Here is a 21,549-nt window from a genome sequence, read left to right on the forward strand (position 1 = left end):
GTCCCCGCCAGCACCCCGAGGTCCGGGTGAGCCTCATGCCGTTGGCCGAAGCCTCCTGGCCGGATCCGCTCCAGGCCCTCCATGCGCGCGTCGCCGCGACGGCGCCGCAAGAGGCCGTGGCGTCGAGCGCGGAGTGGCGCGAGGACTTCGCCCGCTGGGTGCGCGGTGCTTCGCTGGAGGAGCGCAACCGCGCCCAGGCCGCCGCGTGGGAGCGGCTGTCCCCGGGCGAGCGCACTCCGGCCGAGCTCCTGTTTCTCCTGTCCACCTTGAGCGAGCTGCTGTGGCCGTACGAGCAGCCGCGTCCGGGACTCTTGAAGCAGTTGATTCTGAGGCGGGACGCCGCGGTGGCGGCGCTCCGTGAGGCAGGCGACACGGAGAACGCCGAGCGCATCCAGCGGGAGAGCACCGTCACCATCTCCACGGTGCTCACGCGCCACCTCAAGCGTCACCCGGAGGCGCTGTCGGCGCTGGTGCGGGACGTGCCCTGCACCTACGACGGCCGCGCGCTGCGCTTCCAGGACTCGGTGGAGGTGGACCTCAAGTACGTCCTGGGCACGGGCGCGAAGTCCGTGGACCTGCTGGAGCAGCTGCGCGCGCTGCTCCCCGACACGCGCGACGGGGGCCGCGACAAGCTCACCGACTTCATCCGCACGCGCGCCGCGCGCATCCCGTGGCGTGAGGCCAGTGAGGTGCTGGGCGAACGGCTCTTCGCGCTGGCCACGTCGCCGGACGGCCGCAGCGGCCTGCGCGGCTTCCTCGCGTGCTACCCCAACGGGCGCAAGGAGCCGGACTGGTGCTCGCGCGCGGGGCTGTTGCTGGCGCGCACCGTGGAGGTGGGCGGGCCGCCCGCGGTGGTGGAGAACCTGTGCGACCTGCTCACGCTCTTCGACGCGCCCCCGGTGGACGGGCTGCGGGGGGCCTTGGGCGCGCTCGTGCAGAGCGACTTCGAGACGGCCGCGGACCTGGGCCACGCGCGCTTCGTGCTCGACCACTGTCAGGGCACGATGCGCAAGGCCGAGCCCGCGCTGGCGCTCACGCTCTTGTGGCTGGAGGAGCGCCTGTTCCGCGCCTCCGTGCGGCGCGGCGTGCCGGAGGCGTTCGAGCGGCGCACCCGCGCCCGCGCGAAGCTGGAGTCGCTGCCCGGCTTCACGCACCTGGTGTGGCTGGCGGAGGAGTGCGCGGAGATGTGGCCGCGCTTCCGCACGCCCGCGAAGCCGGGTCTGGATGGGTTGGTCGCGTGGCGCAAGGAGGTCACCTGGCGCATGGGCCGCAAGCCCGTGCTGCGCAAGGCGGCCATCGAGTTCCTGCTGTGGTGCGCACCGGATGAGGCCTCGTCGGAGGCGGAGCTGGCCACGCTGGGGCTCGTCCGCAACGCCACGGACCGGCGGCTGGTGCGCAAGCTGTTGGAGCATCCGTCTCCCCGGGCCCGCTTCCGTGCCCGCTCCATCCAGTCCTACCTCCAGGCCGGAGCAGGGCAGGGGAAGCACGATGCTCCCACCGAGCCTTCCGAGCCCTCGACGCTGACGGCCTCCCTGCGCCACCTGCACGCGACGCGCGCGGTGCCCATGGGTGGACGCACGTGGCTGCGTGACCGCGACCTGGAGGACGTGCTGGTGGGCGCGGTGGGACGCCTGGAGGCGGACGTCGCCCAGCGCCACCCCCAGCGCTTCCGCGAGGAGACCTCGGAGCTGATCGCGGGGCTGCTCGAGGGACTGCGCTCGGAGCTGGCGCACGTGCAGGCGGCGCTGGGTTCGCTGGTGGCGTCGCCGCTGTCGCTGTCCATGACGGTGCACCGCCGCCCCGAGCCTCCGCCGGAAGCCGCATCCGAGATCGCCTTCGTCGTGTCCGTGGAGCGCGAGGGCTTCGTGCGAACGCGCCGTGTCGTCCGCGTGCCGGTGGCGAAGCTGGAGCAGCGGGGGGAGGGCCAGTGGCTGCCCACGTTCCGCCTGGGCCGCGAGCGCCTGGACGCGCTGCTCGCGCGCACGGAGGCCGCGTTCTGTCTCTTCCTGGTGCCCGCCTTCGTGCGTCCGGAGCTCTGGGTGATGCCCGCGCGCCTGGCCCGGGCCCTGATGGAGACGCAGGGCGCGCTGTCCGGCGTTCCTCGCGAGGCCGCGCAGGGGGCATCCCGGTCCCTGGCGCAGTGGCTGGTGTACGACGTGCTGGGCCTGTGGGTGGGCGACGAGCGGCCCGACGTGGTGGAGGCGGCGCGTGAAGGGGAGGGCGCCGCGGAGTTCGTGGTCGACCTCACCGTGCGCTGACGCCGCGCGAAATCGCGCCGGAATTGTCCGGGAATATCCAGAGACCCCGGCGTAAAGGTGGATGAGGGGTGCTGGAACACGCCCGGGAGGGGTCCCGGGTCACAGGTCCGTCGGCTGACGGGAAGGCATGCCTCCACTTCCGCCATGAACCTGTCGAGCGAGGAGTTCGCCGTGCCGCGTTTCCACTGCGAGGTGAAGTCGGAGCAGAAGGGGGCGCGCGCGCGGGCCCAGGATGAACGTCCTGGAACCTATGTGGACGGCGTCCGGTGGCGTCAGTCCCGGGCCCGGGGACGCAACCGCGACGAGCCCCAGCGGCCACTCCGGATGCAGGCGGCACAGCAGGCGGAGCGGACGACCTTCGGAGAACTGGTCGCCACGTCCGCCGCGGCGCGGGCCAGCTTCGAGCGCATGGCGTGCGCGGCGGCGTGCAACGCCACGGTGCTGCTGGAAGGAGAGACGGGCACGGGCAAGAGCCGCGCGGCGCTCGCCATCCACCGCGCCAGCTCCCGCGCGAACGCGCCCTTCCTCGTCGTGGACTGCGGCGCGCTCCCCGCCAACCTCCTGGAGAGCGAGCTGTTCGGCCACGAGAAGGGAGCCTTCACCGGCGCCATCCAGCGCCGCATGGGCGCCTTCGAGGAGGCCGACGGAGGCACCATCTTCCTGGACGAAATCGGCGAGCTCCCCGCCGAGCTCCAGCCGAAGCTCTTGCGCGTGCTGGAGAACCGGGAGATCCGCCGCCTGGGCACCAACACGCACCAGCCGGTCAACGTGCGCGTCATCGCGGCCACGCACCGGGACCTTCGCGCGGAGGTGCAGGCGGGCCGCTTCCGCTCGGACCTCTACTTCCGCCTCGCGGTGGTGGGCATCCCGCTGCCGTCACTGCGCGAGCGCACGGAGGACATCCCGCACATCGTCGAGCGCATCCTCGCGGGGCTGGGCGCCACACCGGAGCAGCTGACGCAGCTCACCGCGCCGGACTTCCTCGCGAGGCTCCAGCGCGCCGCCTGGCCGGGCAACGTGCGCGAGCTGCGCAACCACCTGGAGCGCTGCCTCGTCTTCCAGAGCGCGCTGCAGCCCTCCGCGCCGGACACCACGAGCCCCGTCGCGCCTCGCGCGGTGGATGCATCGCTGACGTACGCCGAATCCCGGCGCCGCGCGCTGGAGACCTTCGAGCACGACTACGTCGAAGCGCTCCTCAAGCTGCACGGCGGCAAGGTGTCCCAGGCCGCCGCCGCCGCGGACATGGATCGCGTCTACCTGTACCGGCTGCTGCGCCGGCACGGGCTCAAGAGCTGACAGCGCGGCGCACAAATCCCGCGCGCGGCGGGAGCGGGTGTCGGAGAATCCTCCGCATGTCCGCTCCCATCCTCGACCTGCACTCGCTCCCGGCGATGCCCGCCACGCTCCTGCGCGCGGCGAACCCCTTCGGGAAGTCCCGGAGCAGCACCACGCTGCCGGCGCTGACGCTGAGGGCCCACGGCTGCCGCGCGTCGCCCGTGCTGCTGGAGCGCTACCGCACCGCGTGCGGCTTCGACGCGGACGGCTTCCTGCCGCTCCCGTATCCGCAGGTGCTGGCGACGCCGCTGCACCTGCAGCTGCTGGGGCTGCCCGACTTCCCGTACTCCGCGATGGGCATCGTGCACGTGCGCAACCTCATCCAGCAGCACCGCCGCGTGCCGGACACCGCCGGGCTCACCGTGGCCTGCCGCTTCGACGGCCAGCGCGACGTGCCCGCCGGCCAGGAGTTCGACATCGAGACGCGCGTCGAAGCCCAGGAGACCGGCGAGCTGCTCTGGCAGGCCGTCAGCACCCTGCTGCGCCGCAACGCCGCCCGGAAGGACAAGGACGGGGCGCGCAAGGCCCCGCCTCCGGAAGACCCGCGCTTCGCGTCCAGCCGTCCCGCGTCCTGGAGCATCCCCGCCGACACCGGACGCCGCTACGCGCGGGCCTCCGGTGACTTCAACCCCATCCACCTCACCGCCCTCACCGCGAAGCCGTTCGGCTTCTCGCGCGCCATCGCGCACGGCATGTGGACGCTCGCGCGCTGCGTGGCGGAGCTGGGCGAAGCGGCCCACGCGGACGCGCTCCGGCTGGATTGTGACTTCAAGAAGCCCCTGCTCCTGCCGTCCCGGGTGACGTTCCAGACGGCTCGCGAGTCCGCGGGCGTCGTGTTCCGGGTGCTGTCGGAGGAGGGGAAGCCGCACCTGGTGGGGCGGCTGGGCTGACGGGGCGAGCGACGCGCCGGCGGGCCGGGGAGGGGCCCGCCAGACGCGTCAGTCACTCAGCTCCGGGAGGTCCGGCAGGCTGTCCGGGTCCAACTTCATCAGGGCGCACAGCCGGCTCAGCGTGGGAATGGTGGGGACCATCACCCCTCGCTCGACGCGGGCCAGCACTTCCACGCCCAGTTCCAGATGCTCCGCGACTTCCTCCATGGAGAGCCCCGCCTGCTGCCGCGCTGCCTTCAGCGCGGCGCCAAGCGCCTCGGCCCGCTCTCTCCGACTCTGTGTCATCCCCCGAGCATGGCGCCATCCGGCCCTCACGTCACTTGAATCCCACACGCCCCCCTCACGGACGGCGGCCCGGCCGGGGAGCGCTTCTTTGGGACGTGAAGTCCCCAACAGCCCACTCCCCCCCTGGGTCCAGGCCCGCATCACCCCTTCCGGAACCGTCCCGGGGGACGATGCCGGACGGGGTGGCCGCGCGTCCCGGCCATGTGCACGCTCCTGTCCAGGAGGGGCCTTGCACATTGGCGCCGGACAGGGCCTGTGTTACGCCGCCGCACCCTGTCTTCTTTGGGACCCCAATCGAGGAGAAGTGAATGACCCGTCGTCACGTGCGCGTCGTCGGCGCCATGCTCCAGAACGAGATGGGTCGCTACCTCATCACCCAGCGTCCTCCCACCGCGTCGCTGCCCCTCCTGTGGGAGTTCCCGGGCGGCCGGGTGGAGGAGGGGGAGCACGACACGGCGGCGCTCGCCCGCGAGCTCCACGAGGAGATGGGGGTCCGCATCGAGGTGCTCGAGCAGGTCATGCACACCCATCACGAGTACCCGACCTACGACATCGACTTCCGGGTGTTCCGCTGCCGCCTGAGCAACCCGGACGCGGAGATCCACCACCTGCGCGTGCATGACCACCGCTGGGTGGCGCTGGAGGAGATGGGCCAGTACCGCTTCCCCGACGCGGACGCGAAGACCCTGGCCCGCCTGCTGGACCTGGACCACTGACCGTGCGCTCCTCCCTGCGCCTGTTCGCCGCCGCGGGCCTCCTCCTGTCCGCGGCCTGCTCCAGCTCCCGTCCCGCGTCCACGGCCTCCAGCGCCCCGGACGCCGGCATGCCGCAGGTGCCCGCCACGGGGATGGAGGGCTGCGTGCTCTACAAGGACGGCCGCCAGACGGGCACCATCCCCCGCCAGGTCCCGGAGCTGTCCGGGCTGGCCGCCAGCCAGAAGCACCCGGGCATCTTCTGGGGACACAACGACTCCAACAATCCCTTCGAGCTCTTCGCCCTGGATGAGACGGGCGCCGTGAAGGCCACGCTCACGCTCACCGGTTCGGATCCGCGCGACATCGAGGACATCGCCGTGGGCCCCTGCGCGCCGGGGAACAAGGACAGCTGCATCTTCCTGGCGGACACTGGCGACAACTTCGAGCGGCGCAAGGAGCCGCGCCTGTTCCGGCTCCCCGAGCCGGCTTCCGTCGCCGACGCCACGCTCCCGGTGGAGACGCTGAGCTTCGTCTACGAGGACGGCGCCCACGACGCGGAGTCGCTCATCGTCGACGCGAGATCCGGACAGGTGGGCATCCTCACCAAGACGCGCGCGTCCCTGGGTGACCTGTACGCGGTGGAGGGCCTGAAGCCCGGCGCCACGGGCAAGGCGCGCAAGCTGGGCACCCTGCGCGTGCCGGATGACGTGGACCGCCTGTCCACGGCCGCCGCCCTGCACCCCTCCGGCGAGCGCCTGCTGGTGCGCACGTACACCCGCGTATGGGAGCTGCGCCGCCCGGACGCGAAGCGGCTGGAGGACTTCGTCCAGGCGCAGGTGGTGGAGGTCCCCGGCGCCAGCCAGGCCCAGTCCGAGGCGGTGACGTACCTCCAGGACGGCCGCGGCTACCTGTTGGGCAGTGAGTTCGCGGGCGAGCCCCTGGTCCGCGTCGACTGCCGCTGATCGGACAGTCCTGACCTCCTTCGTTGTCGTCCGATCACGCCCGGCGGTTGACGGCTTGGCGGTGGTGACCATCTTTGGCCGGCTGAGGGAACCGTCATACGACATGGTGTCGTGTGCACGGGGGAGGGGGAGGGCGAGCGTGCCGACGATGAAGCCACAGGACCTGCCGCCGGGGATGGGCCCGCGCGGAAAGAAGAGCGACAAGCCAACACCCACGAAAGGTGGGTTCAAGTTCGGCTCACCACTGGGCTACATCCTCCTGCTCGTCCTGGGGTTCCTGCTGTTCCGGAACGTGTTTCAGGACGCGGGGGTGCGCCGGGTGTCGTACAGCCAACTGCGCGACGCGGTGGAGAACGGCCAGTTCAGCCGCGTGCAGATTTCAAACGAGTGGGTGAAGGGCTTCCTCAAGGACAACGCCCAGCCTCCTCCGGGCGAGCGCGGCACGCTGCGCAGCGAGCCCAGCGCCCTGCCGTGGATGGCCTACCGCGTCCCCGGTGACGAGGGCCTGGTGCCGCTCCTGGAGCAGAAGGGCGTCCAGTTCGAGGCCGTCCCGCAGTCGAGCTTCAGTGAAGTGTTGTGGATCTGGCTCATCCCGATGGGCCTGCTCATCCTCTTCTGGAGCTTCATGATGCGCCGGATGTCCGGCGGCATGGGCCAGGGTCCGCAGAGCGTCATGTCCTTTGGCAAGACGCGCGCGAAGGTGCAGGCCGAGGCCGACACCGGCGTGGGCTTCAAGGACGTGGCCGGCGTGGACGAGGCCGTGGACGAGCTTCGCGAAATCGTCGAGTTCCTCAAGACGCCGGAGAAGTTCCGCCGCCTGGGTGGCCGCATCCCCAAGGGCGTGCTGCTCGTGGGCCCTCCGGGCACGGGCAAGACGCTGCTGGCGCGCGCCGTCGCGGGTGAAGCGGGCGTGCCCTTCTTCAACCTCTCCGGTTCGGAGTTCGTGGAGATGTTCGTCGGCGTGGGCGCGGCCCGCGTCCGCGACCTCTTCGCCCAGGCCACCGCCAAGGCGCCGTGCATCATCTTCATCGACGAGCTGGACGCCATCGGCAAGAGCCGCAACTCGGGCGTGGCCGGCGGCCATGACGAGCGCGAGCAGACGCTCAACCAGCTGCTCGCGGAGATGGACGGCTTCGACAGCCGCGCGGGCCTCATCATCCTGGCGGCGACGAACCGCCCGGAGATCCTGGACAGCGCGCTGATGCGCCCGGGCCGCTTCGACCGGCAGGTGCTGGTGGACCGCCCGGACAAGCGCGGCCGCGAGCGGGTGCTGGAGATCCACGCCAAGGGCGTGAAGCTGTCCTCCGACGTGGACCTCAAGCAGATCGCCTCGCGCACCCCGGGCTTCGCCGGCGCGGACCTGGCCAACGTGGTGAACGAGGCGGCGCTGCTGGCCGCGCGCAAGAACCGCGACGCGGTGATGCGGGCGGACTTCGAGGAGGCCATCGAGCGCGTGGTGGCGGGCCTGGAGAAGAAGAACCGCCGCATGAACGAGCGCGAGAAGGAGATCGTCGCGCACCACGAGGCGGGCCACGCGGTGGTGGGCTGGATGCTCCCCTACGCCGAGCGGGTGACGAAGGTGTCCATCATCCCGCGAGGCCTGGCGGCGCTGGGCTACACCATGTCGCTGCCCCTGGAGGACCGCTACCTCATGTCGCTGGACGAGCTGCGCGACAAGATGGCGGGCATGATGGGCGGCCGCGCGGCGGAGGAGATCTTCATCGGCGAGGTGTCCACCGGCGCGTCCAACGACATCAAGCAGGCGACGGAGATCGCCAAGATGATGGTCCGCGACTACGGCATGAGCACGCTGGGGCCGGTGGCGCTGAGCGGTGAACAGGGACCGGGCTTCTTGCGGTCCGCGGGCCTGCCGGAGTCGCGCAGCTACTCCGAGCAGACGGCGCGGATGATTGACGAAGAGGTCCGCAAGATGGTCTCCGAGGCGTTGGACCGTGCCCGGGAGGTCCTCCACACGAACCGCGACAAGGTGGAGGCCCTGGCCGCGCGCCTGCTGGCCACGGAGGTCATCGAGGAGGAGGCGATGGTCGCCATCCTGGGACCCAAGGTGCTGGCGCAGCGCGGCCTGCTCCACCCGGAGGCCCGCACGGTCATCTCCGCGCACCCCGTGGGGGGCACGGAGACCGAGCCGCCGGTGCCGCCCACGCAGCACGCTGAAGGCAAGCTCGACTCGTAGCGCGAGCCTGCCTGCCCTCCAGGCAGCCCTTCGCCCACCGGATCCACCGCCAGCCTGCGGTGACCGGTGGGCGAAATTACTTTCCAACGACCAGGAGGTGTCGCCGTGGAGAACCGGATTGGGAAGAGCTACATCGCGCGCAAAGCACTGTTCGCCAAGGGCCTGAAGGACGGCCGGCTCACGGTGCAGGAGATCGAGGAGGCGCTGCCGGCGGGCACGCTGACGGCCGCCGAGCGGTGGCTCCTCTACTACTCCCTTCGCGCCGCCCAGGTGGAGATCATCGACGAGGTGACGGGCCAGGTGGATCACGGCTTCATGGCGGAGGCTCCGCCCCAGGCCCCGTCCAACCACTAGGCGCGTTGACACGACCGTCCTCGCGGTTAGGTTCGCGCCAGATCCTCTGAGGTTTCGCTTCTTTCAACCCCTGGCGCAGGTTCGACAATGGACGGCAATCCCCGCAGCGACGAGACCCCGGACACGCAGGCCCCTACCGAGACGGAGGTGGAGGCTGCCGCCGGTACGCAGCCCGAGTCCGTCCAGGATGGTGAGGTGGCGCGGCTCCAGGCGGAGCTGGAGGCGGCGCGCCGCCGGGTGAACGAGCTGGCCCGGGGGCTCCAGGACCTCACCAAGGACCGCGAGGAGTTCAAGCAGCGCATCACCCGCGAGCGGGAGCGGATGCTCGACGTGGAGCGCGGCAACGTGGCCCTCACGCTGCTGGAGGCCATCGACGAGCTGGACCTGGTGCTCAACTCCACCCAGCAGGACACATCTCCGGTGGTGCAGGGTGTGCGGATGATCCGCGACAGCCTGCTGTCCAAGGCCCAGGCCACCGGCATCGAGCGCATCCAGGTCGTGGGCCGCCCGTATGATCCGAACGTCGCCGAGGCGGCGGACATGGAGATCACCCCGGTGGAGGGGGACGACCAGAAGGTGGTCGCCGAGTTCCGCGCGGGCTACCGCCTGAAGGACCGCATCATCCGCCCGGCCCGGGTGAAGGTCGCCCGGTACGTCGCGCCTGCCCAGGCTTGAACGGCCAGGCCTGACGCGGGACGGGAAGGGCGGCGGCCACCGGTCTGTTGGGCCCTGACGCCATGGCCCGCCGTGTAAGCTGCCGCCCCGTGTCCGCTCGACTCCTCAGCGTCCTTCTCGTGGTGGCGCTCGCCCCGGTGGCGGGTGCCGCCGAGGATCCGCTCAAGCCCTGGCTCCAGGCCCGCGTGCGAGAGCACATGGCGTACTTCGCCTCCCCGCCGCCCGTGACGGCGGACGCCCCGGCCGTCGCCGGCGTGTCCGCGCTCTGGCGCGAGCGCCCCGCGGGCTACGCGGGCCTGCCCCACTTCACGCCCCCCACGTCGCTGGCGCCGCTCATCCGCGCGGTGGAGGCGGGCGTGGTGAACATCACCACGGTGGGCCCCGGCGCGATGGCGGGCGCGGTGAAGCGCTCCACCGGCTCCGGCTTCGTGCTGACGCCCGACGGGCTCGTCGTCACCAACAACCACGTGGTGGCCAACGCGCAGGGCCCGGCGGTGAACCCCACCGGCCCGGGCGTCACGGCCGGCAAGGACGGCCCCCGCGAGGTGCCGGTGCAGCAGGTGTCCGTGCGCCTGGCGGACGGCCGCGAGTTCCCCGCCGAGGTGGTGGGCCGCGACGCCTCCACGGACGTGGCGCTGCTCAAGCTGAACGGCGCCGGGCTGGGCACGCTGCCCGCCGTATTCCTGGGGGACTCCGACGCGCTGGAGGTGGGGGACTGGGTGGTGGCCATCGGCAACCCCTTCGGCCTGGACCACTCGGTGGCGCACGGGATGATCTCCGCCAAGGAGCGCGTGCTGGGCGTGGGCCAGTTCGACGACTTCATCCAGACGGACGCGCTCATCAACCCCGGCAACTCCGGCGGCCCGCTCTTCAACATGAAGGGCGAGGTGATTGGGGTGAACACGGCCATCATCAGCGAAGGGCAGGGCATTGGCTTCGCGGTGCCCATCAACCTGGTGAAGGACCTGCTGCCCAACCTGCGGGAGAACGGGAAGCTGGAGCGCGGCTGGCTGGGCGTCGTCATCAACGAGGACGGCGCGGACCCCACCGCCACCGCGCCCGTGGTGAAGGACGTCTACCGGGGCAGCCCCGCCGCCCAGGCCCACATCCGCCCGGGAGACCGGCTGGTGGCGGTGAACGGCCGGCCCATTGGCAGCTACCTCCAGCTATTGCGCAAGGTGGCGCTCCTGGCGCCGGGCACGGAGGCGAAGCTGACGCTGCTTCGCGACGGCGGCACTCAAGAAGTGGCGGTGCGGCTGGTGGCCCGGCCCGCGCAGGAGGCCACGGAGGGGCTGTCCAACCGGGGCGGCAGCAGCGCGAACGACCTGGGCCTGGTGCTGCGGGATTTGACGCCGGAGGTGGCCGCGCCCCTGGGCTACGAGGCCTTCCTGGGCGCGCTCGTGTCCGGGGTGCTGCCGCGCAGTCCGGCGGAGCAGGCCGGCCTGCGCGCGGGCGACGTCGTGATGGAGGTGAACCGCCGCCGGGTGAAGGACACCGCCGCGGTGAAGGCCGCCCTGGAAAGGGGCAGCGCCGGGGCCAGCATCCTCCTGCGCGTCCAGCGGGGCGACGCGCTCCAGTACATCGCCATCGCCCGCTGAGCCCCGGGGCCGTCCGCGCTACTTCGCGGCCGCGTCCTTGCCGTTGAGCCACAGGCCCATCTGGTTGCCGGTGCGGCCCTCGGTGACGAGGACGGCCTCGATGCGGGCGTTGACGCCGTAGGTCTTCCCGCCGCCCTTCTTGGGCAGCGTCCACACCGACTGCGGCGTGAAGACGACCTGCGCGCGCACGCCCCGGGTGCTGAAGACGCGCTGGAAGGTGCCGCCGTTCCACATGTCCGGCGCCGTGCCGCTCACCACCAGGTAGTTCATCACCGGGTTGCCCTGCGCGTCCGTCTTCTTCGGCGCGCCGTGGGACAGCCCGTACTTCCCGCCCGCGAAGAAGGGCGTGATGTTGATGGTGTACTCGTTGGTGCCCGGGTTGAAGTCGCCGGCGGACAGCATGCCCGCGTCGTCCTCGGTGATGATCATGTACAGGCGCTTGCCCGTGTACTTCTTGCGGAAGGACTCCGCCTGCTGCTTGCACTGCGGATCCACGAGCGCCCCGTCACACTCGCCCACGTACTTCTCCAGGAAGGCCCCCAGCCCCCCCAGGGGCTCGGACTCGTCCCGCAGCTTCGCGAAGCGCGAGTCCACGTCGGCCAGGGCGAGCGTGGGCACAAGGAGGGCAAAGGCGGCGGCCAGGATGCGATTCACGGCGGGAAACTCCGGAAAAAAGGGGGGAAGGACAGCCCGGTGATGCTGCCACCGAGGCCGCGCTGGGGGCAGCGCTTTCCCGTGAAACGGGACATGGTGCGTCATGGTGCGTCAGGGTGGATGTAGGTGATTATTTTGCCTACATCATGCCACCGTGTAGTTTGCCCCTGTCCCCACCTGTTTCGGAGCCCTCCCCGCATGAACACGCAGCCCCAGGAACGCCGCTCCCACCTGCGCTTCGACAAGATCTTCACCGTGTACCTGTCCACCCAGGACGGGATGATGCGGGGCATTGGCCGCAACATCAGCGCGCGGGGCATGTTCATCGAGGTGCGTGACTCGCTGGGCCTGGGCGAGAAGCTGAAGGTGACGTTCGCGGGCGAGGACGGCACGGAGATGACGTGCCTGTGCGAGGTCCGCTACCAGGTGGCGCTGGCCTTCGGCCGCAAGGACGGGCGCCCCGGCAACAGCCGCGGCGTGGGCCTGCGCATCGTGGCCTACGAGACCCTGGATGACGCGCCGCTGCTCCTGGTGGACCGCGAGCGGGTGATGCACTGAAACACCACGGGGCACGGCCCTTCCCCTGGAAGAGGGAAGACACCGTGCCCCGGGGGGCGACGCGAGGGAGCTGGCTTCTCAGCCGGTTACTGCGAGAAGCCTTCCAGCAGGTAGTGGGCCTCGATGCGCTTGAGCGCGAGGATCATCGCGGCGCAGCGGCTGTCCACCGGCTTGCCGATGCAGTACGGGCGGCTGTCGTGCATCTCCGTCTTGCGCGGCTGGTTGCGCGAGATGTCCCGGATGATGCGGTAGTTGCGCTTCATGGCGCGCTCGAGGCGCTGATCGACCTCGGCCTCGCTCCAGCGCTCCATGCGCTTGTTCTGGATCCACTCGTAGTAGGACACCGTCACGCCGCCGGCGTTGGCGATGATGTCCGGGATGAGCTCGATGCCGCGCTTCTGCAGGACGCGGTCGGCCTCCGGAGTGGTGGGGCCGTTGGCGCCCTCCGCGATGAGCTTGACCTTGAGGCGCTCCGCGATGTCCGCGGTGATCTCGCCGCCCAGGGCCGCGGGGACCAGGATGTCCGCCTGCACGTCCCACAGGTCCTTCTTCTCGATGCGCTGCGCGCCCGGGAAGCCCACGACGGAGCGCTTGAGGTTCTTCGGATCCGACACGTACGCGGACAGCGCGTTCACGTCGATGCCGTCGCCGTTGAAGATGGAGCCGTCGGCGTCGTTCACCGCCAGGAGGCGCGCGCCCATGTTCGACAGGATGTTGGCGGCGTGGCTGCCCACGTTGCCGAAGCCCTGGAGGACGAAGGTCTTGCCCTTCACGCTCTCGCCGCGGTCGGCGTAGTAGTCCTCGATGCAGAACGCGACGCCCTGGCCGGTGGCCTTGCCGCGGCCCTCGGAACCGCCGATGCGCACGTCCTTGCCCGTGACGATGCCGCGCAGGTTGTGACGCTCGCGCTCACCGTCGGAGAACTGGCGGTAGAGGAGCGCCATGATCTCCGGGTTGGTGCCCACGTCCGGCGCCGGGATGTCGATGTTCGGCCCGATGAGGCTCTTGAGCCGGTACATGAAGCGCAGGGTGATGGCCTCGATCTCCTCGCGGCCGTACTCGCGCGGATCCAGCTGGATGCCGCCCTTGCCGCCGCCGAACGGAACCTCCGCGATGGCGGTCTTCCAGGTCATCTCCGCGGCCAGGGCCTTGAAGAGATCCAGGGACACCTCGCGGTGGTAGCGCAGGCCGCCCTTGTACGGGCCACGGGCCTGGTTGTGCTGGACGCGGTAGGCCTTGAAGCGCTGCGACTCACCGGGGACCAGCTGGTACACCAGACCGTCCGGCAGCCGCAGGTGGCCGTGGCGGATGGCCACGTCCGAGCCCAGCAGGGCGCGGCCGTTGAGGATGAGGTTGCCGTTGGCCAGGCGCTCCAGGCCTTCGGGGTTGCGCACCTGCGTGACGGACAGGTCGGCGAAGGACTTCGCCGCCTCCGCGGACAGCGGCACGAGCCGGTCCTTGAGCTTCGCGGTGACGTAGAAGATGTGCTCGTAGTCGGGCTCTTCGAGCTCCAGACGCACCCGCTTGTCCAGGCCGATGAGATCCGCCGCGAAGTGGAAGATCTCCATCGCCTCCGTGTAGATGGTGCGCTTGGGCGTAGGGGCCGGGGCGCGCATGAAAGTCTCTTCGCTGGCCATGATGGAACGTGCTCCTTGAGGGCCCACCCCAATTGGGGGCCACTGGAAAGCGGCGCCCTTATGAGCACAGGCGCCACGGGGATTCAACCAGTCTGGCGCCAGCCCATTTCTCCATTTTGTGGAGAAAAGTCGCGGGCTTAGGCGACGCGGTGTGTCACCCCACCGGATGCACCGTGTCATGCGTGTCATGCCTTCTGGGGAATAGAAGCGGGCATGGGGGCGGGGGCTTGAAGATCCCCGGAGAAACTCCTTGCCGGGTCCGGAGGCGGGTGGTACTTACGCGCCACTTTCGGTGCGCCGACATAGCTCAGTTGGTAGAGCAACTGATTCGTAATCAGTAGGTCTCCGGTTCAAATCCGGATGTCGGCTCCAAGCAGAAGAAGGCCGGTTGCCCCCGTGGCAGCCGGCCTTTTTCGTTTTCGCGCTCTCCTACGGCCCCGACCCGAGCAGTTTCTCCGCGGCATCCCACGCGGGGCCATTCTCTGGAGTCCGCGGGGGGAGCCGCTCGCGGGCCGTGCGCCTGTCGGCATCGAGCGCCGCCGGCTCCGCTCCCGCCTCCAACAGCAGTTGCATCATGGGGACATCGAGCTGGCTGGCTGCACGTCCCAGGGCCGTCATCCCGGAGGGCCCACCTGCTTCATCGAGGGTCCGCGCCGCCCCGCAGCACAGCAGCAGCGCGGCCATCTCGTGGTCCCGCCTCTCCACGCACCAGCGCAACGGTGAGTCCCCCTCCGCGCCCACGAGGGTGGGGTCTGCTCCAGCGGCAAGGAGCAGGCGTGTGGCCTCCCGCTGATCCCTGAAGAGCGCCATCAGCAGCGGCGTGGCGTCATGGTGCCCGTCCCAGGCATCGACGGAGGCGCCCTGTCGCAGCAGGAGCACGAGCGCATCCATCGAGCCGCCCGCCTCGAGCTGCTCGATGGCTGCGTGCAGCGGGCGCCATTGGGTTGCGTCCGGCCGCAGGGCATCCGGGTCGGCGCCGCCTGACAGCAGCGTGCTGAGCTGGGCCAGGTCGTTGTTCTCAAGGGCATCGAAGAGGGGGTTCGCCATGGTGGCTGCTCAGAGGTTCGCCATCGGGTGGCCGGGAGCGCAGTTCACTGCCGCGAGGGCTCGGCAGGCCTGGAGCCCGGCCTGGAGCTGATTCATCACGTCCTGGTGGGCTTGGTCGGGCTGACCTCCGAAACACTCATCCTGGATGCGTTGCCGGATCCTCAAGCACTCTTCCACAGCTTGGATGCGCCTGCGGATCTCCGAGCACGGTCGCCTCGCGAGCCTCTTGGGGCTGACCTTGGACGGGCTGCAGCTCTCTCCTGGAATCGAGTTGCAGATCCGGTCCTTCTCTGCCTGCAGTTGATCAAGTACCGCGTCCTCGCACGTCTGGTTGGGATTGCGACGAGGGGCTGCTTGGGGGGCGACCTGGACAGAAGTGCTCGAGGAGGTGGCCTGTCCCGCCCGGATGAGCCGCTGGCGCTCCTCGGGGGGGAGTCGCCAGAACTGCTCGTATTCCTCCTGACTGCGCCAGGGGGCACGGGTCACCGGGTTGAGCGTGTCTTGCCACGGCGCCGCCGTACTGCTCGGCCACAGGAGCACGCCCAGGAAGGCTCCGATGGGCCCCGCCACCCGAGCGACGCTCCCCGCTCCTGAGATGATTCGCGCGCCCAGGCCGACACCGCCCCCGGGCCCCACGGGAACCGACGGGCGCACCGGTGGCAACGGTTCCACTGGCACCAAGGGGGGCGGCCTCACGAGGGTGGGGGGCCTGATGGGAGTGCCAGGGACCTCCGGCAGTATGCGGAACGGCGGAGGTCTCGGCGGCGGTCCAATGGACGTAGGCGACAACATGCTTGCGGCCAGCGGCGCCCCCGGTAGGGATTCCGCGACACCCGACGTGGGGGAAGGCAGAGGTGTGCCAGGCGAAGCACGGGACATGTTGGGTCCGAGCGACATGAGGTCCGGTGCGGCCCGGGACATGTTCTCTTCCTCTTCCCAGCAGCCATCGTGCTCGTCGCAGACGACCCGACGCTGGAGCGCCACCGAGCCTGCGTTAGGGGCCCGCGGCAGCTGGTGCACCTCTCGTACCGCCTTCGAACCGAGCACGGTATCCGCGTGCTGATCCGCCTCTCGCTCAGACGGGTCGTCCGCCGAGACGATGGCCAACCCGCTCTGCGACGCCTGGGGCCGTACGACACCTCCTTGCGACTGTTGGACGACATGCGCCAGCTCATGGGCCAAGAGCCGCACTCCTGTCGTGCTCTCCGGTAAATACGCGCCCCGTCTGAAGACGATGTGCTCTCCAACGGTATAGGCCTTGGCGGCGACCGCACGGGCGGAGGCATCCGCACGTGAGTCATCGTGAATACGCACGCGTTCGAAGTTGAAGCCGAACCGAGGCTCGAAGAACGCCCGGTCGGCTTGTGTCAGGCCTTTCCCAGGTGTCGCGATCACGTCATTTACGAGTGGAGGAGCCAGAGTCCGGCCAGCGTAACCTCCGGGCTCGGCTTGGCGGGACAATCGCTGGCGGTCCTCTTCCTCGCACTCACCGCACTTGCGCTGGAGGATAAGCTGCGCGCGGGAAGAGGAGGCGGGGGCAACGGGATCTCGTGACGAGGCCGCATGGACGCGAAGTCTGGATGCCACGAATCCCCCCTACGGAAATTGGCCGCAAATTGAGCCGCGTCCCATTGCTTATGGGAAGGAAGAGCGGAGTGCCTGAGTATGCCTCGTCAGGTTCCTGACGCTTCGGCGCATAGCGCATACGAAGGGGCGTCGCAGCCCACTCTTGAGTCTGCGCCGAGAGAGATGCCGTGAGTCGCAGTCAAGCGTTTGCGCATGGAGGGCGAGTTGCTGGCAGCAGCGGAGCGCTGGGACGCGTTCACGGGTGAGAGCTCCACCTCCAGGATGAGCAGCCGAAGGATTCGCTCCTTGTCAGAGCGGGGCGTCGTTGGAGCGCTCCGGAGTCCGCGCGGGTTTCTGGGGTGGCAGCAGTCCTTCCAGCCGCACCCATTGCGCGTCCGTCAGCTCTCCTCGGCTCATGCCCTCCTGGCCCCCGCCTTCGAAGGAGCTATCTGCAGACACGTCCTGGGCGGTCCGAATTCGTACGAAAACCAGAAGCCGAGGCTTGTGCGCATGGGCAAATGCGATACCGCTCGCCAAGAGTCCGGCGGATACGACTCCAAGGACACGGGCTGCCACACCGGGGAGATGGTCAAATACCAAGGCAACTTTTCATCGCCAGGTACTGGGCTGGTGATGCGCCGGGTGTTGAGCCGGGCTGGGCCATCCATGATGAGTTCTACGACGTGACCGCGGCGGCAACTGGTCAGACGGCCGCCAAGGCAATCGAATACATCTCCGCATGGAGAATGCGGGAGGGTTTCAACCATGCGAACCTGAAGGTGTGAGTCTCTGCGAATTCAGTGCCAATATTCGCATCTTCATGGGAATCGCCTGAGCGGCCGGCGAAGTGGACTCCGTCTCCTGGCCCTCCCCACCAGCAGCCGATGAAGGATGCGAGAGGGCGCTTTCTCCACAGCCCAATGTCTCTCATGGAGCAATGACGCACCCGGCCAGGGTAATTACAGCGAGGGTGCCTGTTTTCAGGGAGGCGCTGATCGCAGAGGCCCCGTTGAACGTCTCAGGTCAGACGGGCGCTGACTCCCTTATGGATAGGTCCCACACGGGCAGTCATTTTCAGTCAATATTGGTGGTGACAATCCAACTTGCTTTTGGCATGGTCGCCCCATCGACTTTCGTGTGCGGAGTCCCGCAAGGGATTCCAGGGTCAGGGGGGAAACCGATGCGTCAGGAAGTCTCGCTGGAGCCACGGAACACCTGCAGCCATCACGGGCGCGACACCCACCCCAGGCCTCGCCGGGTGCGGTGACAGTCCGCCGCGTCGCGTAATCCCATCATCTGCATTCACAGACGTGCTTGTCGCACCGGCACGCGCGCTCTTCGTGCGCGCGCCGCAGGGCCCTGTCTGCGTTCGACCCGCGGCCTGGGCATTCAATACCCATTGAAGAGGGGAGGACGACTCCATGCCTGCTGCTCTCAGCTATCCGGGCGTCTACGTCGAGGAGATTCCGAGTGGGGTCCGCACCATCACCGGTGTGCCCACGTCCATCACTGCCTTCGTGGGCCGCACGCGGCGCGGGCGCACCCATGAACCGGTGGTCGTCAATGGTTACGGCGACTTCGAGCGTGTCTTCGGTGGGCTGTGGTTGGGCAGCCCGCTGAGCTTCGCCGTCCGGGACTACTTCCAGAACGGGGGCGGGCAGGCCATCGTCGTCCGCCTGGAGAAGGGCGCGTCGCCGGCTGCCTTCGCGCTGGGCACGGTGCCGTTCGTCGCCGCCAGCCCGGGCACGTGGGGCGACAACCTGCGCGTCATCGTGGACTACAACACCGTCAAGACCGGTGTCACGGAGGAGGACAACAAGCTCTTCAACCTCACCGTCACGGACACCGTCACCAACGCGACGGAGAAGTTCCTCAACCTCTCCATCGACCCGAACAGCCCGCGCTACTACCCCAACGTGCTGGCGCAGAACTCCAACCTCGTGCTCGTGGACGTGGACGCGCTGCCGGATCCGGCCCCCCGGCCGCCCGCCTCGCCGGTGGTGAACAACAAGCCGACGCCCTCCGCGCCGACCACCAAGGGCGACGATGGTGACGCGCTCGTCGCCGCCGACTTCACCGGCGACGGCTTCGCGGCCGACAAGAAGGGCCTGTACGCGCTGGAGAAGGCGGACATCTTCAACCTCCTCTGCATTCCGCCGCACTCGTTCGCGGATGACGGCGACGTCGAGGAGGCCCTGGTGACGAGCGCGGCGGCGTACTGCCTGGAGCGGCGCGCCGTCCTCATCGCGGACCCGCCCCGGGCCTGGAACACGGTGGCCAAGGCGGTGACCGGCTTCAACAACAGCAGCCTGCGCAGCAAGAACGCCGCCATGTACTTCCCGTGGCTGATCCAGCCCAATCCCCTGCGCGAGAACCAGCTGGAGGCCTTTGCTCCCAGCGGCGCGGTGGCGGGCGTGATTGCCCGCACGGACACGACGCGCGGCATCTGGAAGGCGCCGGCGGGGCTGGAGGCGCAGCTGGTGGGGGTCCCCAAGCTGAGCGTGCCGCTCACCGACCTGGAGAACGGGCAGCTCAACCCGCTGGGCCTCAACTGCCTGCGCTCGCTGCCGGCCGCCGGCCGCGTGGTGTGGGGCGCCCGGACCTCGCGCGGCAACGATCTGCTGGCGGACGAATGGAAGTACCTGCCGGTGCGCCGGCTGGCGCTCTACATCGAGGAGAGCCTGTACCGCGGCATCCAGTGGGTGGTGTTCGAGCCCAACGACGAGCCGCTCTGGTCGCAGATCCGCCTCAACGTCGGCGCCTTCATGCAGAACCTCTTCCGGCAGGGGGCCTTCCAGGGCGCATCCCCGCGCGAGGCGTACTTCGTCAAGTGCGACCGGGAGACCACCACGCGGGACGACATCAACCGGGGCGTGGTCAACATCATCGTGGGCTTCGCGCCGCTCAAGCCGGCCGAGTTCGTGGTGCTGAAGCTGCAGCAGATGGCCGGTCAGAGCGAGGCGTAAAGGAGACACCCCATGGCCCAGTTCAGCGTCAACGCGCAGCGGTTTGATCCGTACAAGAACTTCAAGTTCCGCGTGAAGTGGGACGGCAAGTACGTGGCCGGCGTGAGCAAGGTCAGCGCGCTCAAGCGCACCACGGAGGTGGTGAAGCACCGCGAGGGTGGCGACCCCAGCAGCAGCCGCAAGTCCCCCGGCCGCACCGAGTACGAGGCCATCACCCTGGAGCGCGGCGTCACCCACGACCGCGAGTTCGAGCAGTGGGCGAACAAGGTGTGGAACTACGGCTCCGGCCTGGGCGCCGAGGTCTCCCTGAAGGACTTCCGCAAGGAGATCATCATCGAGGTCTACAACGAGGCCGGGCAGCTGGCGATCGCCTACCGGGTGTTCCGGGCCTGGGTGTCGGAGTTCCAGGCGCTGCCGGACCTGGACGCCAACGCGAACGCCGTCGCCATCCAGCACATCAAGCTGGAGAACGAAGGCTGGGAGCGCGACTACGCGGTGGTCGAGCCCACGGAGCCGAGCTTCCTGGAGCCGCCCAACTCCTGACGCGGTGACGGGACATGCGCTCGCTGACCGCTCCAGAGCTGCTGGGCGCCTGGGAGGCGGGCCATCCGCACGCGGGGCCCGGGCGCGTGCTCGCGCTGCTGTGCGCGGCGTTCCCGGACACGCAGCCGGAGGAGCTGGCGCGGCTGCCGGTGGGGACGCGGGATGCGCTCCTGCTGGCGGTGCGCGAAGGCACCTTCGGGCCGCGCGTGGTGGGGCTGGTGCCATGCCCCTCCTGTGGTGAGCGGGTGGAGCTGGCCTTCGAGGTGGGGGACATCCGGGTGACACCGGAGCCCCCTCCGCCGCGGGCGCTGGAGGTGGTGCGCGCGGGGTACGCGGTGCGGTTCCGGCTGCCGGACAGCCGGGACCTGGCGAGCCTGCCCGGGCTGGACGCGGACAGGGCGCGGCAGTGGCTGCTGGGGCGGTGCGTGCTGGAGGCCAACCGGGAAGGAGCGGCGGTGAGCGTGGCGGAGCTGCCAGGAGAGGTGGTGCTCGCGGTGGCGGAGGCCATGGAGCTGGCGGATCCGCAGGCGCGGGTGGAGCTGGCCACGGCCTGTCCGGCCTGCCGGCGCGCGTGGCAGCCGGTGTTCGACATCGGGGAGTTCTTCTGGAGGGAAGTGGAGGCGTGGGCGCAGCGCACGCTCCACGAGGTGCACGTGCTGGCGCGGGCCTATGGCTGGTCCGAGGAGCGCATCCTCGCGATGAGTCCCTGGAAGCGGCAGTGCTACCTGGAGATGGCGGCGGGATGAGCGACTACTTGAGCCATCTGGTAGGCCGGCAGCTCAGCCCCGAGGCGGGAGTGCAGCCCCGGATCGCGTCGAGGTTCGCGCCGGGGGACCTGGTGCCCGAGCAGGGCGCGGCCCTGGTCGAGGGCATCGAGGAGCAGGAGTCGCCGGGCGTCGCGCCGCGGCGCGCGGGCCGTGCGGCCCCGTGGAGCACGGTGTCCCGGGCCCTGGCCTCATCCGAAGCGGAGCGTCCACCCGTGGCCCCTCTGGGACGGGAGCGCGGGGCGAGTGCCTTGGAGCCGGACCCCGGGCGCGCCGCGAGCGAGGCCCTCTCCGTGCCCCCGGTGGTGGCCCGTGGGCTGACCTTCGAAGTGCCGGTAACGCCAGCGCGCGCGCCGGACAGCGCTGCTCCGGCGCGGGCCCCCGTGTCCTCGAGGGAGGCGCAGGGCGAAGGGGCTCCCGCGCCGCTCCCCGGCGCGAGCGCTGAAGGACCGCGAGCTGCCGTGAGGCCGGAGCCCGAGCCGCTCGACGTGCGTTCCATGCCGCGTGAGGCCGTGAGCCCCCGGCGCATCGCCAGCGCCCTGCGCGCGGACGAGGCCCCGGCCACGTC

The 21,549-nt window shown here is 69.9% G+C and carries 18 protein-coding genes, 1 tRNA gene and 1 pseudogene; 15 read left to right on the forward strand and 5 right to left on the reverse strand.

Translation table 11 applies throughout. The features are described 5' to 3' along the window. From D7X55_RS14755 to D7X55_RS14765, 3 genes are all read left to right on the forward strand, one after another. Positions 1 to 2,258, forward strand: a 2,258-nt coding sequence (locus tag D7X55_RS14755; RefSeq protein WP_306437728.1) for a hypothetical protein, incomplete at its 5' end; no start/stop codon positions are given. A 144-nt stretch (positions 2,259 to 2,402) separates the two neighbouring features. Beyond that, positions 2,403 to 3,554 carry a sigma-54-dependent Fis family transcriptional regulator gene (locus tag D7X55_RS14760; protein WP_120549458.1) on the forward strand — a complete coding sequence of 384 codons (1,152 nt, stop codon included), beginning with the start codon at positions 2,403 to 2,405 and terminating at the stop codon, positions 3,552 to 3,554. Between the two features lie 56 nt (positions 3,555 to 3,610). Beyond that, complete coding sequence (locus tag D7X55_RS14765; RefSeq protein ID WP_121723389.1) at positions 3,611 to 4,483, forward strand: MaoC family dehydratase; 873 nt, start codon at positions 3,611 to 3,613, stop codon at positions 4,481 to 4,483. Between the two features lie 48 nt (positions 4,484 to 4,531). On the opposite strand, the gene D7X55_RS45645 is transcribed toward D7X55_RS14765, so the two are convergent. Next, the gene (locus tag D7X55_RS45645; protein ID WP_306437729.1) at positions 4,532 to 5,005 is read right to left on the reverse strand and encodes a helix-turn-helix transcriptional regulator; all 474 of its coding nucleotides are present in this window, start codon (positions 5,003 to 5,005) and stop codon (positions 4,532 to 4,534) included. Between the two features lie 71 nt (positions 5,006 to 5,076). On the opposite strand from D7X55_RS45645, the gene D7X55_RS14775 reads away from it, so the two are divergent. The 6 genes from D7X55_RS14775 (at position 5,077) to D7X55_RS14800 (ending at position 11,246) form a co-directional block, all read left to right on the forward strand. Then, positions 5,077 to 5,484, forward strand: coding sequence for a (deoxy)nucleoside triphosphate pyrophosphohydrolase (locus tag D7X55_RS14775; RefSeq protein WP_120549460.1), 408 nt, complete (start codon positions 5,077 to 5,079; stop codon positions 5,482 to 5,484). A 2-nt stretch (positions 5,485 to 5,486) separates the two neighbouring features. Beyond that, positions 5,487 to 6,425, forward strand: a complete 939-nt coding sequence (locus D7X55_RS14780; protein ID WP_121723390.1) for a hypothetical protein — start codon at positions 5,487 to 5,489, stop codon at positions 6,423 to 6,425. Between the two features lie 148 nt (positions 6,426 to 6,573). Then, complete coding sequence (gene ftsH, locus D7X55_RS14785; protein ID WP_370450121.1) at positions 6,574 to 8,619, forward strand: ATP-dependent zinc metalloprotease FtsH; 2,046 nt, start codon at positions 6,574 to 6,576, stop codon at positions 8,617 to 8,619. Between the two features lie 105 nt (positions 8,620 to 8,724). Further along, positions 8,725 to 8,973 (forward strand): RNA polymerase sigma factor region1.1 domain-containing protein, encoded by a 249-nt coding sequence (locus D7X55_RS14790; RefSeq protein ID WP_120549463.1) that lies wholly within the window; start codon positions 8,725 to 8,727, stop codon positions 8,971 to 8,973. An 87-nt stretch (positions 8,974 to 9,060) separates the two neighbouring features. Beyond that, positions 9,061 to 9,648 (forward strand): nucleotide exchange factor GrpE, encoded by a 588-nt coding sequence (locus tag D7X55_RS14795; RefSeq protein ID WP_120549464.1) that lies wholly within the window; start codon positions 9,061 to 9,063, stop codon positions 9,646 to 9,648. Between the two features lie 62 nt (positions 9,649 to 9,710). Further along, positions 9,711 to 11,246 carry a trypsin-like peptidase domain-containing protein gene (locus tag D7X55_RS14800; protein ID WP_167510839.1) on the forward strand — a complete coding sequence of 512 codons (1,536 nt, stop codon included), beginning with the start codon at positions 9,711 to 9,713 and terminating at the stop codon, positions 11,244 to 11,246. Positions 11,247 to 11,264: 18 nt separating this feature from the next. On the opposite strand, the gene D7X55_RS14805 is transcribed toward D7X55_RS14800, so the two are convergent. Continuing rightward, entirely contained in the window at positions 11,265 to 11,900 is a 636-nt protein-coding gene (locus D7X55_RS14805; protein WP_121723391.1) for a DUF6066 family protein, read from the reverse strand. 198 nt (positions 11,901 to 12,098) lie between these two features. Here D7X55_RS14805 and D7X55_RS14810 point away from each other — a divergent pair, with 198 nt between their 5' ends. Then, on the forward strand, positions 12,099 to 12,458 hold the full coding sequence (locus D7X55_RS14810) for a PilZ domain-containing protein (RefSeq protein WP_120549467.1): 360 nt from the start codon (positions 12,099 to 12,101) through the stop codon (positions 12,456 to 12,458). 86 nt (positions 12,459 to 12,544) lie between these two features. Here D7X55_RS14810 and D7X55_RS14815 read toward each other — a convergent pair whose 3' ends face one another. After that, entirely contained in the window at positions 12,545 to 14,095 is a 1,551-nt protein-coding gene (locus D7X55_RS14815; RefSeq protein ID WP_120549468.1) for a Glu/Leu/Phe/Val dehydrogenase, read from the reverse strand. Between the two features lie 296 nt (positions 14,096 to 14,391). On the opposite strand from D7X55_RS14815, the gene D7X55_RS14820 reads away from it, so the two are divergent. After that, positions 14,392 to 14,467, forward strand: a tRNA-Thr gene (locus tag D7X55_RS14820). 57 nt (positions 14,468 to 14,524) lie between these two features. Here the strand turns inward: D7X55_RS14820 and D7X55_RS14825 are convergent. Then, entirely contained in the window at positions 14,525 to 15,142 is a 618-nt protein-coding gene (locus D7X55_RS14825; RefSeq protein ID WP_121723392.1) for an ankyrin repeat domain-containing protein, read from the reverse strand. A gap of 9 nt (positions 15,143 to 15,151) precedes the next feature. Beyond that, complete coding sequence (locus tag D7X55_RS45750) at positions 15,152 to 16,729, reverse strand: DUF4157 domain-containing protein (RefSeq protein WP_120549470.1); 1,578 nt, start codon at positions 16,727 to 16,729, stop codon at positions 15,152 to 15,154. Between the two features lie 1,400 nt (positions 16,730 to 18,129). Here D7X55_RS45750 and D7X55_RS14835 point away from each other — a divergent pair. The 4 genes and pseudogenes from D7X55_RS14835 to D7X55_RS14850 all read left to right on the forward strand — a co-directional run. Beyond that, positions 18,130 to 19,674, forward strand: a complete 1,545-nt coding sequence (locus D7X55_RS14835; protein ID WP_120549471.1) for a phage tail sheath C-terminal domain-containing protein — start codon at positions 18,130 to 18,132, stop codon at positions 19,672 to 19,674. Between the two features lie 12 nt (positions 19,675 to 19,686). Next, positions 19,687 to 20,217: a phage tail protein gene (locus D7X55_RS14840; RefSeq protein WP_120549472.1), complete on the forward strand. Its 531-nt coding sequence runs from the start codon at positions 19,687 to 19,689 to the stop codon at positions 20,215 to 20,217. A 14-nt stretch (positions 20,218 to 20,231) separates the two neighbouring features. Next, positions 20,232 to 20,963 (forward strand): phage baseplate protein, encoded by a 732-nt coding sequence (locus tag D7X55_RS14845; protein ID WP_121723393.1) that lies wholly within the window; start codon positions 20,232 to 20,234, stop codon positions 20,961 to 20,963. Further along, positions 20,960 to 21,549, forward strand: a pseudogene (locus D7X55_RS14850) (hypothetical protein); the annotation flags it as partial. The gene D7X55_RS14845 and the pseudogene D7X55_RS14850, both read left to right, overlap by 4 nt.

The sequence above is a fragment of the Corallococcus sp. AB049A genome, assembly GCF_003668885.1.
GTDB lineage: Bacteria > Myxococcota > Myxococcia > Myxococcales > Myxococcaceae > Corallococcus > Corallococcus interemptor.

What these genes read in the sequence shown, in the direction of transcription:
- D7X55_RS14815 (WP_120549468.1), bottom strand. Translation starts at nt 14,095, where the DNA reads ATGGCCAGCGAAGAGACTTTCATGCGCGCCCCGGCCCCTACGCCCAAG.
- D7X55_RS14835 (WP_120549471.1), top strand. Translation starts at nt 18,130, where the DNA reads ATGCCTGCTGCTCTCAGCTATCCGGGCGTCTACGTCGAGGAGATTCCG.
- D7X55_RS14760 (WP_120549458.1), top strand. Translation starts at nt 2,403, where the DNA reads ATGAACCTGTCGAGCGAGGAGTTCGCCGTGCCGCGTTTCCACTGCGAG.
- D7X55_RS14840 (WP_120549472.1), top strand. Translation starts at nt 19,687, where the DNA reads ATGGCCCAGTTCAGCGTCAACGCGCAGCGGTTTGATCCGTACAAGAAC.
- D7X55_RS45645 (WP_306437729.1), bottom strand. Translation starts at nt 5,005, where the DNA reads ATGTGCAAGGCCCCTCCTGGACAGGAGCGTGCACATGGCCGGGACGCG.
- D7X55_RS14795 (WP_120549464.1), top strand. Translation starts at nt 9,061, where the DNA reads ATGGACGGCAATCCCCGCAGCGACGAGACCCCGGACACGCAGGCCCCT.
- ftsH (WP_370450121.1), top strand. Translation starts at nt 6,574, where the DNA reads ATGAAGCCACAGGACCTGCCGCCGGGGATGGGCCCGCGCGGAAAGAAG.
- D7X55_RS14775 (WP_120549460.1), top strand. Translation starts at nt 5,077, where the DNA reads ATGACCCGTCGTCACGTGCGCGTCGTCGGCGCCATGCTCCAGAACGAG.
- D7X55_RS14845 (WP_121723393.1), top strand. Translation starts at nt 20,232, where the DNA reads ATGCGCTCGCTGACCGCTCCAGAGCTGCTGGGCGCCTGGGAGGCGGGC.
- D7X55_RS14765 (WP_121723389.1), top strand. Translation starts at nt 3,611, where the DNA reads ATGTCCGCTCCCATCCTCGACCTGCACTCGCTCCCGGCGATGCCCGCC.
- D7X55_RS14800 (WP_167510839.1), top strand. Translation starts at nt 9,711, where the DNA reads ATGGCCCGCCGTGTAAGCTGCCGCCCCGTGTCCGCTCGACTCCTCAGC.
- D7X55_RS14810 (WP_120549467.1), top strand. Translation starts at nt 12,099, where the DNA reads ATGAACACGCAGCCCCAGGAACGCCGCTCCCACCTGCGCTTCGACAAG.
- D7X55_RS14825 (WP_121723392.1), bottom strand. Translation starts at nt 15,142, where the DNA reads ATGGCGAACCCCCTCTTCGATGCCCTTGAGAACAACGACCTGGCCCAG.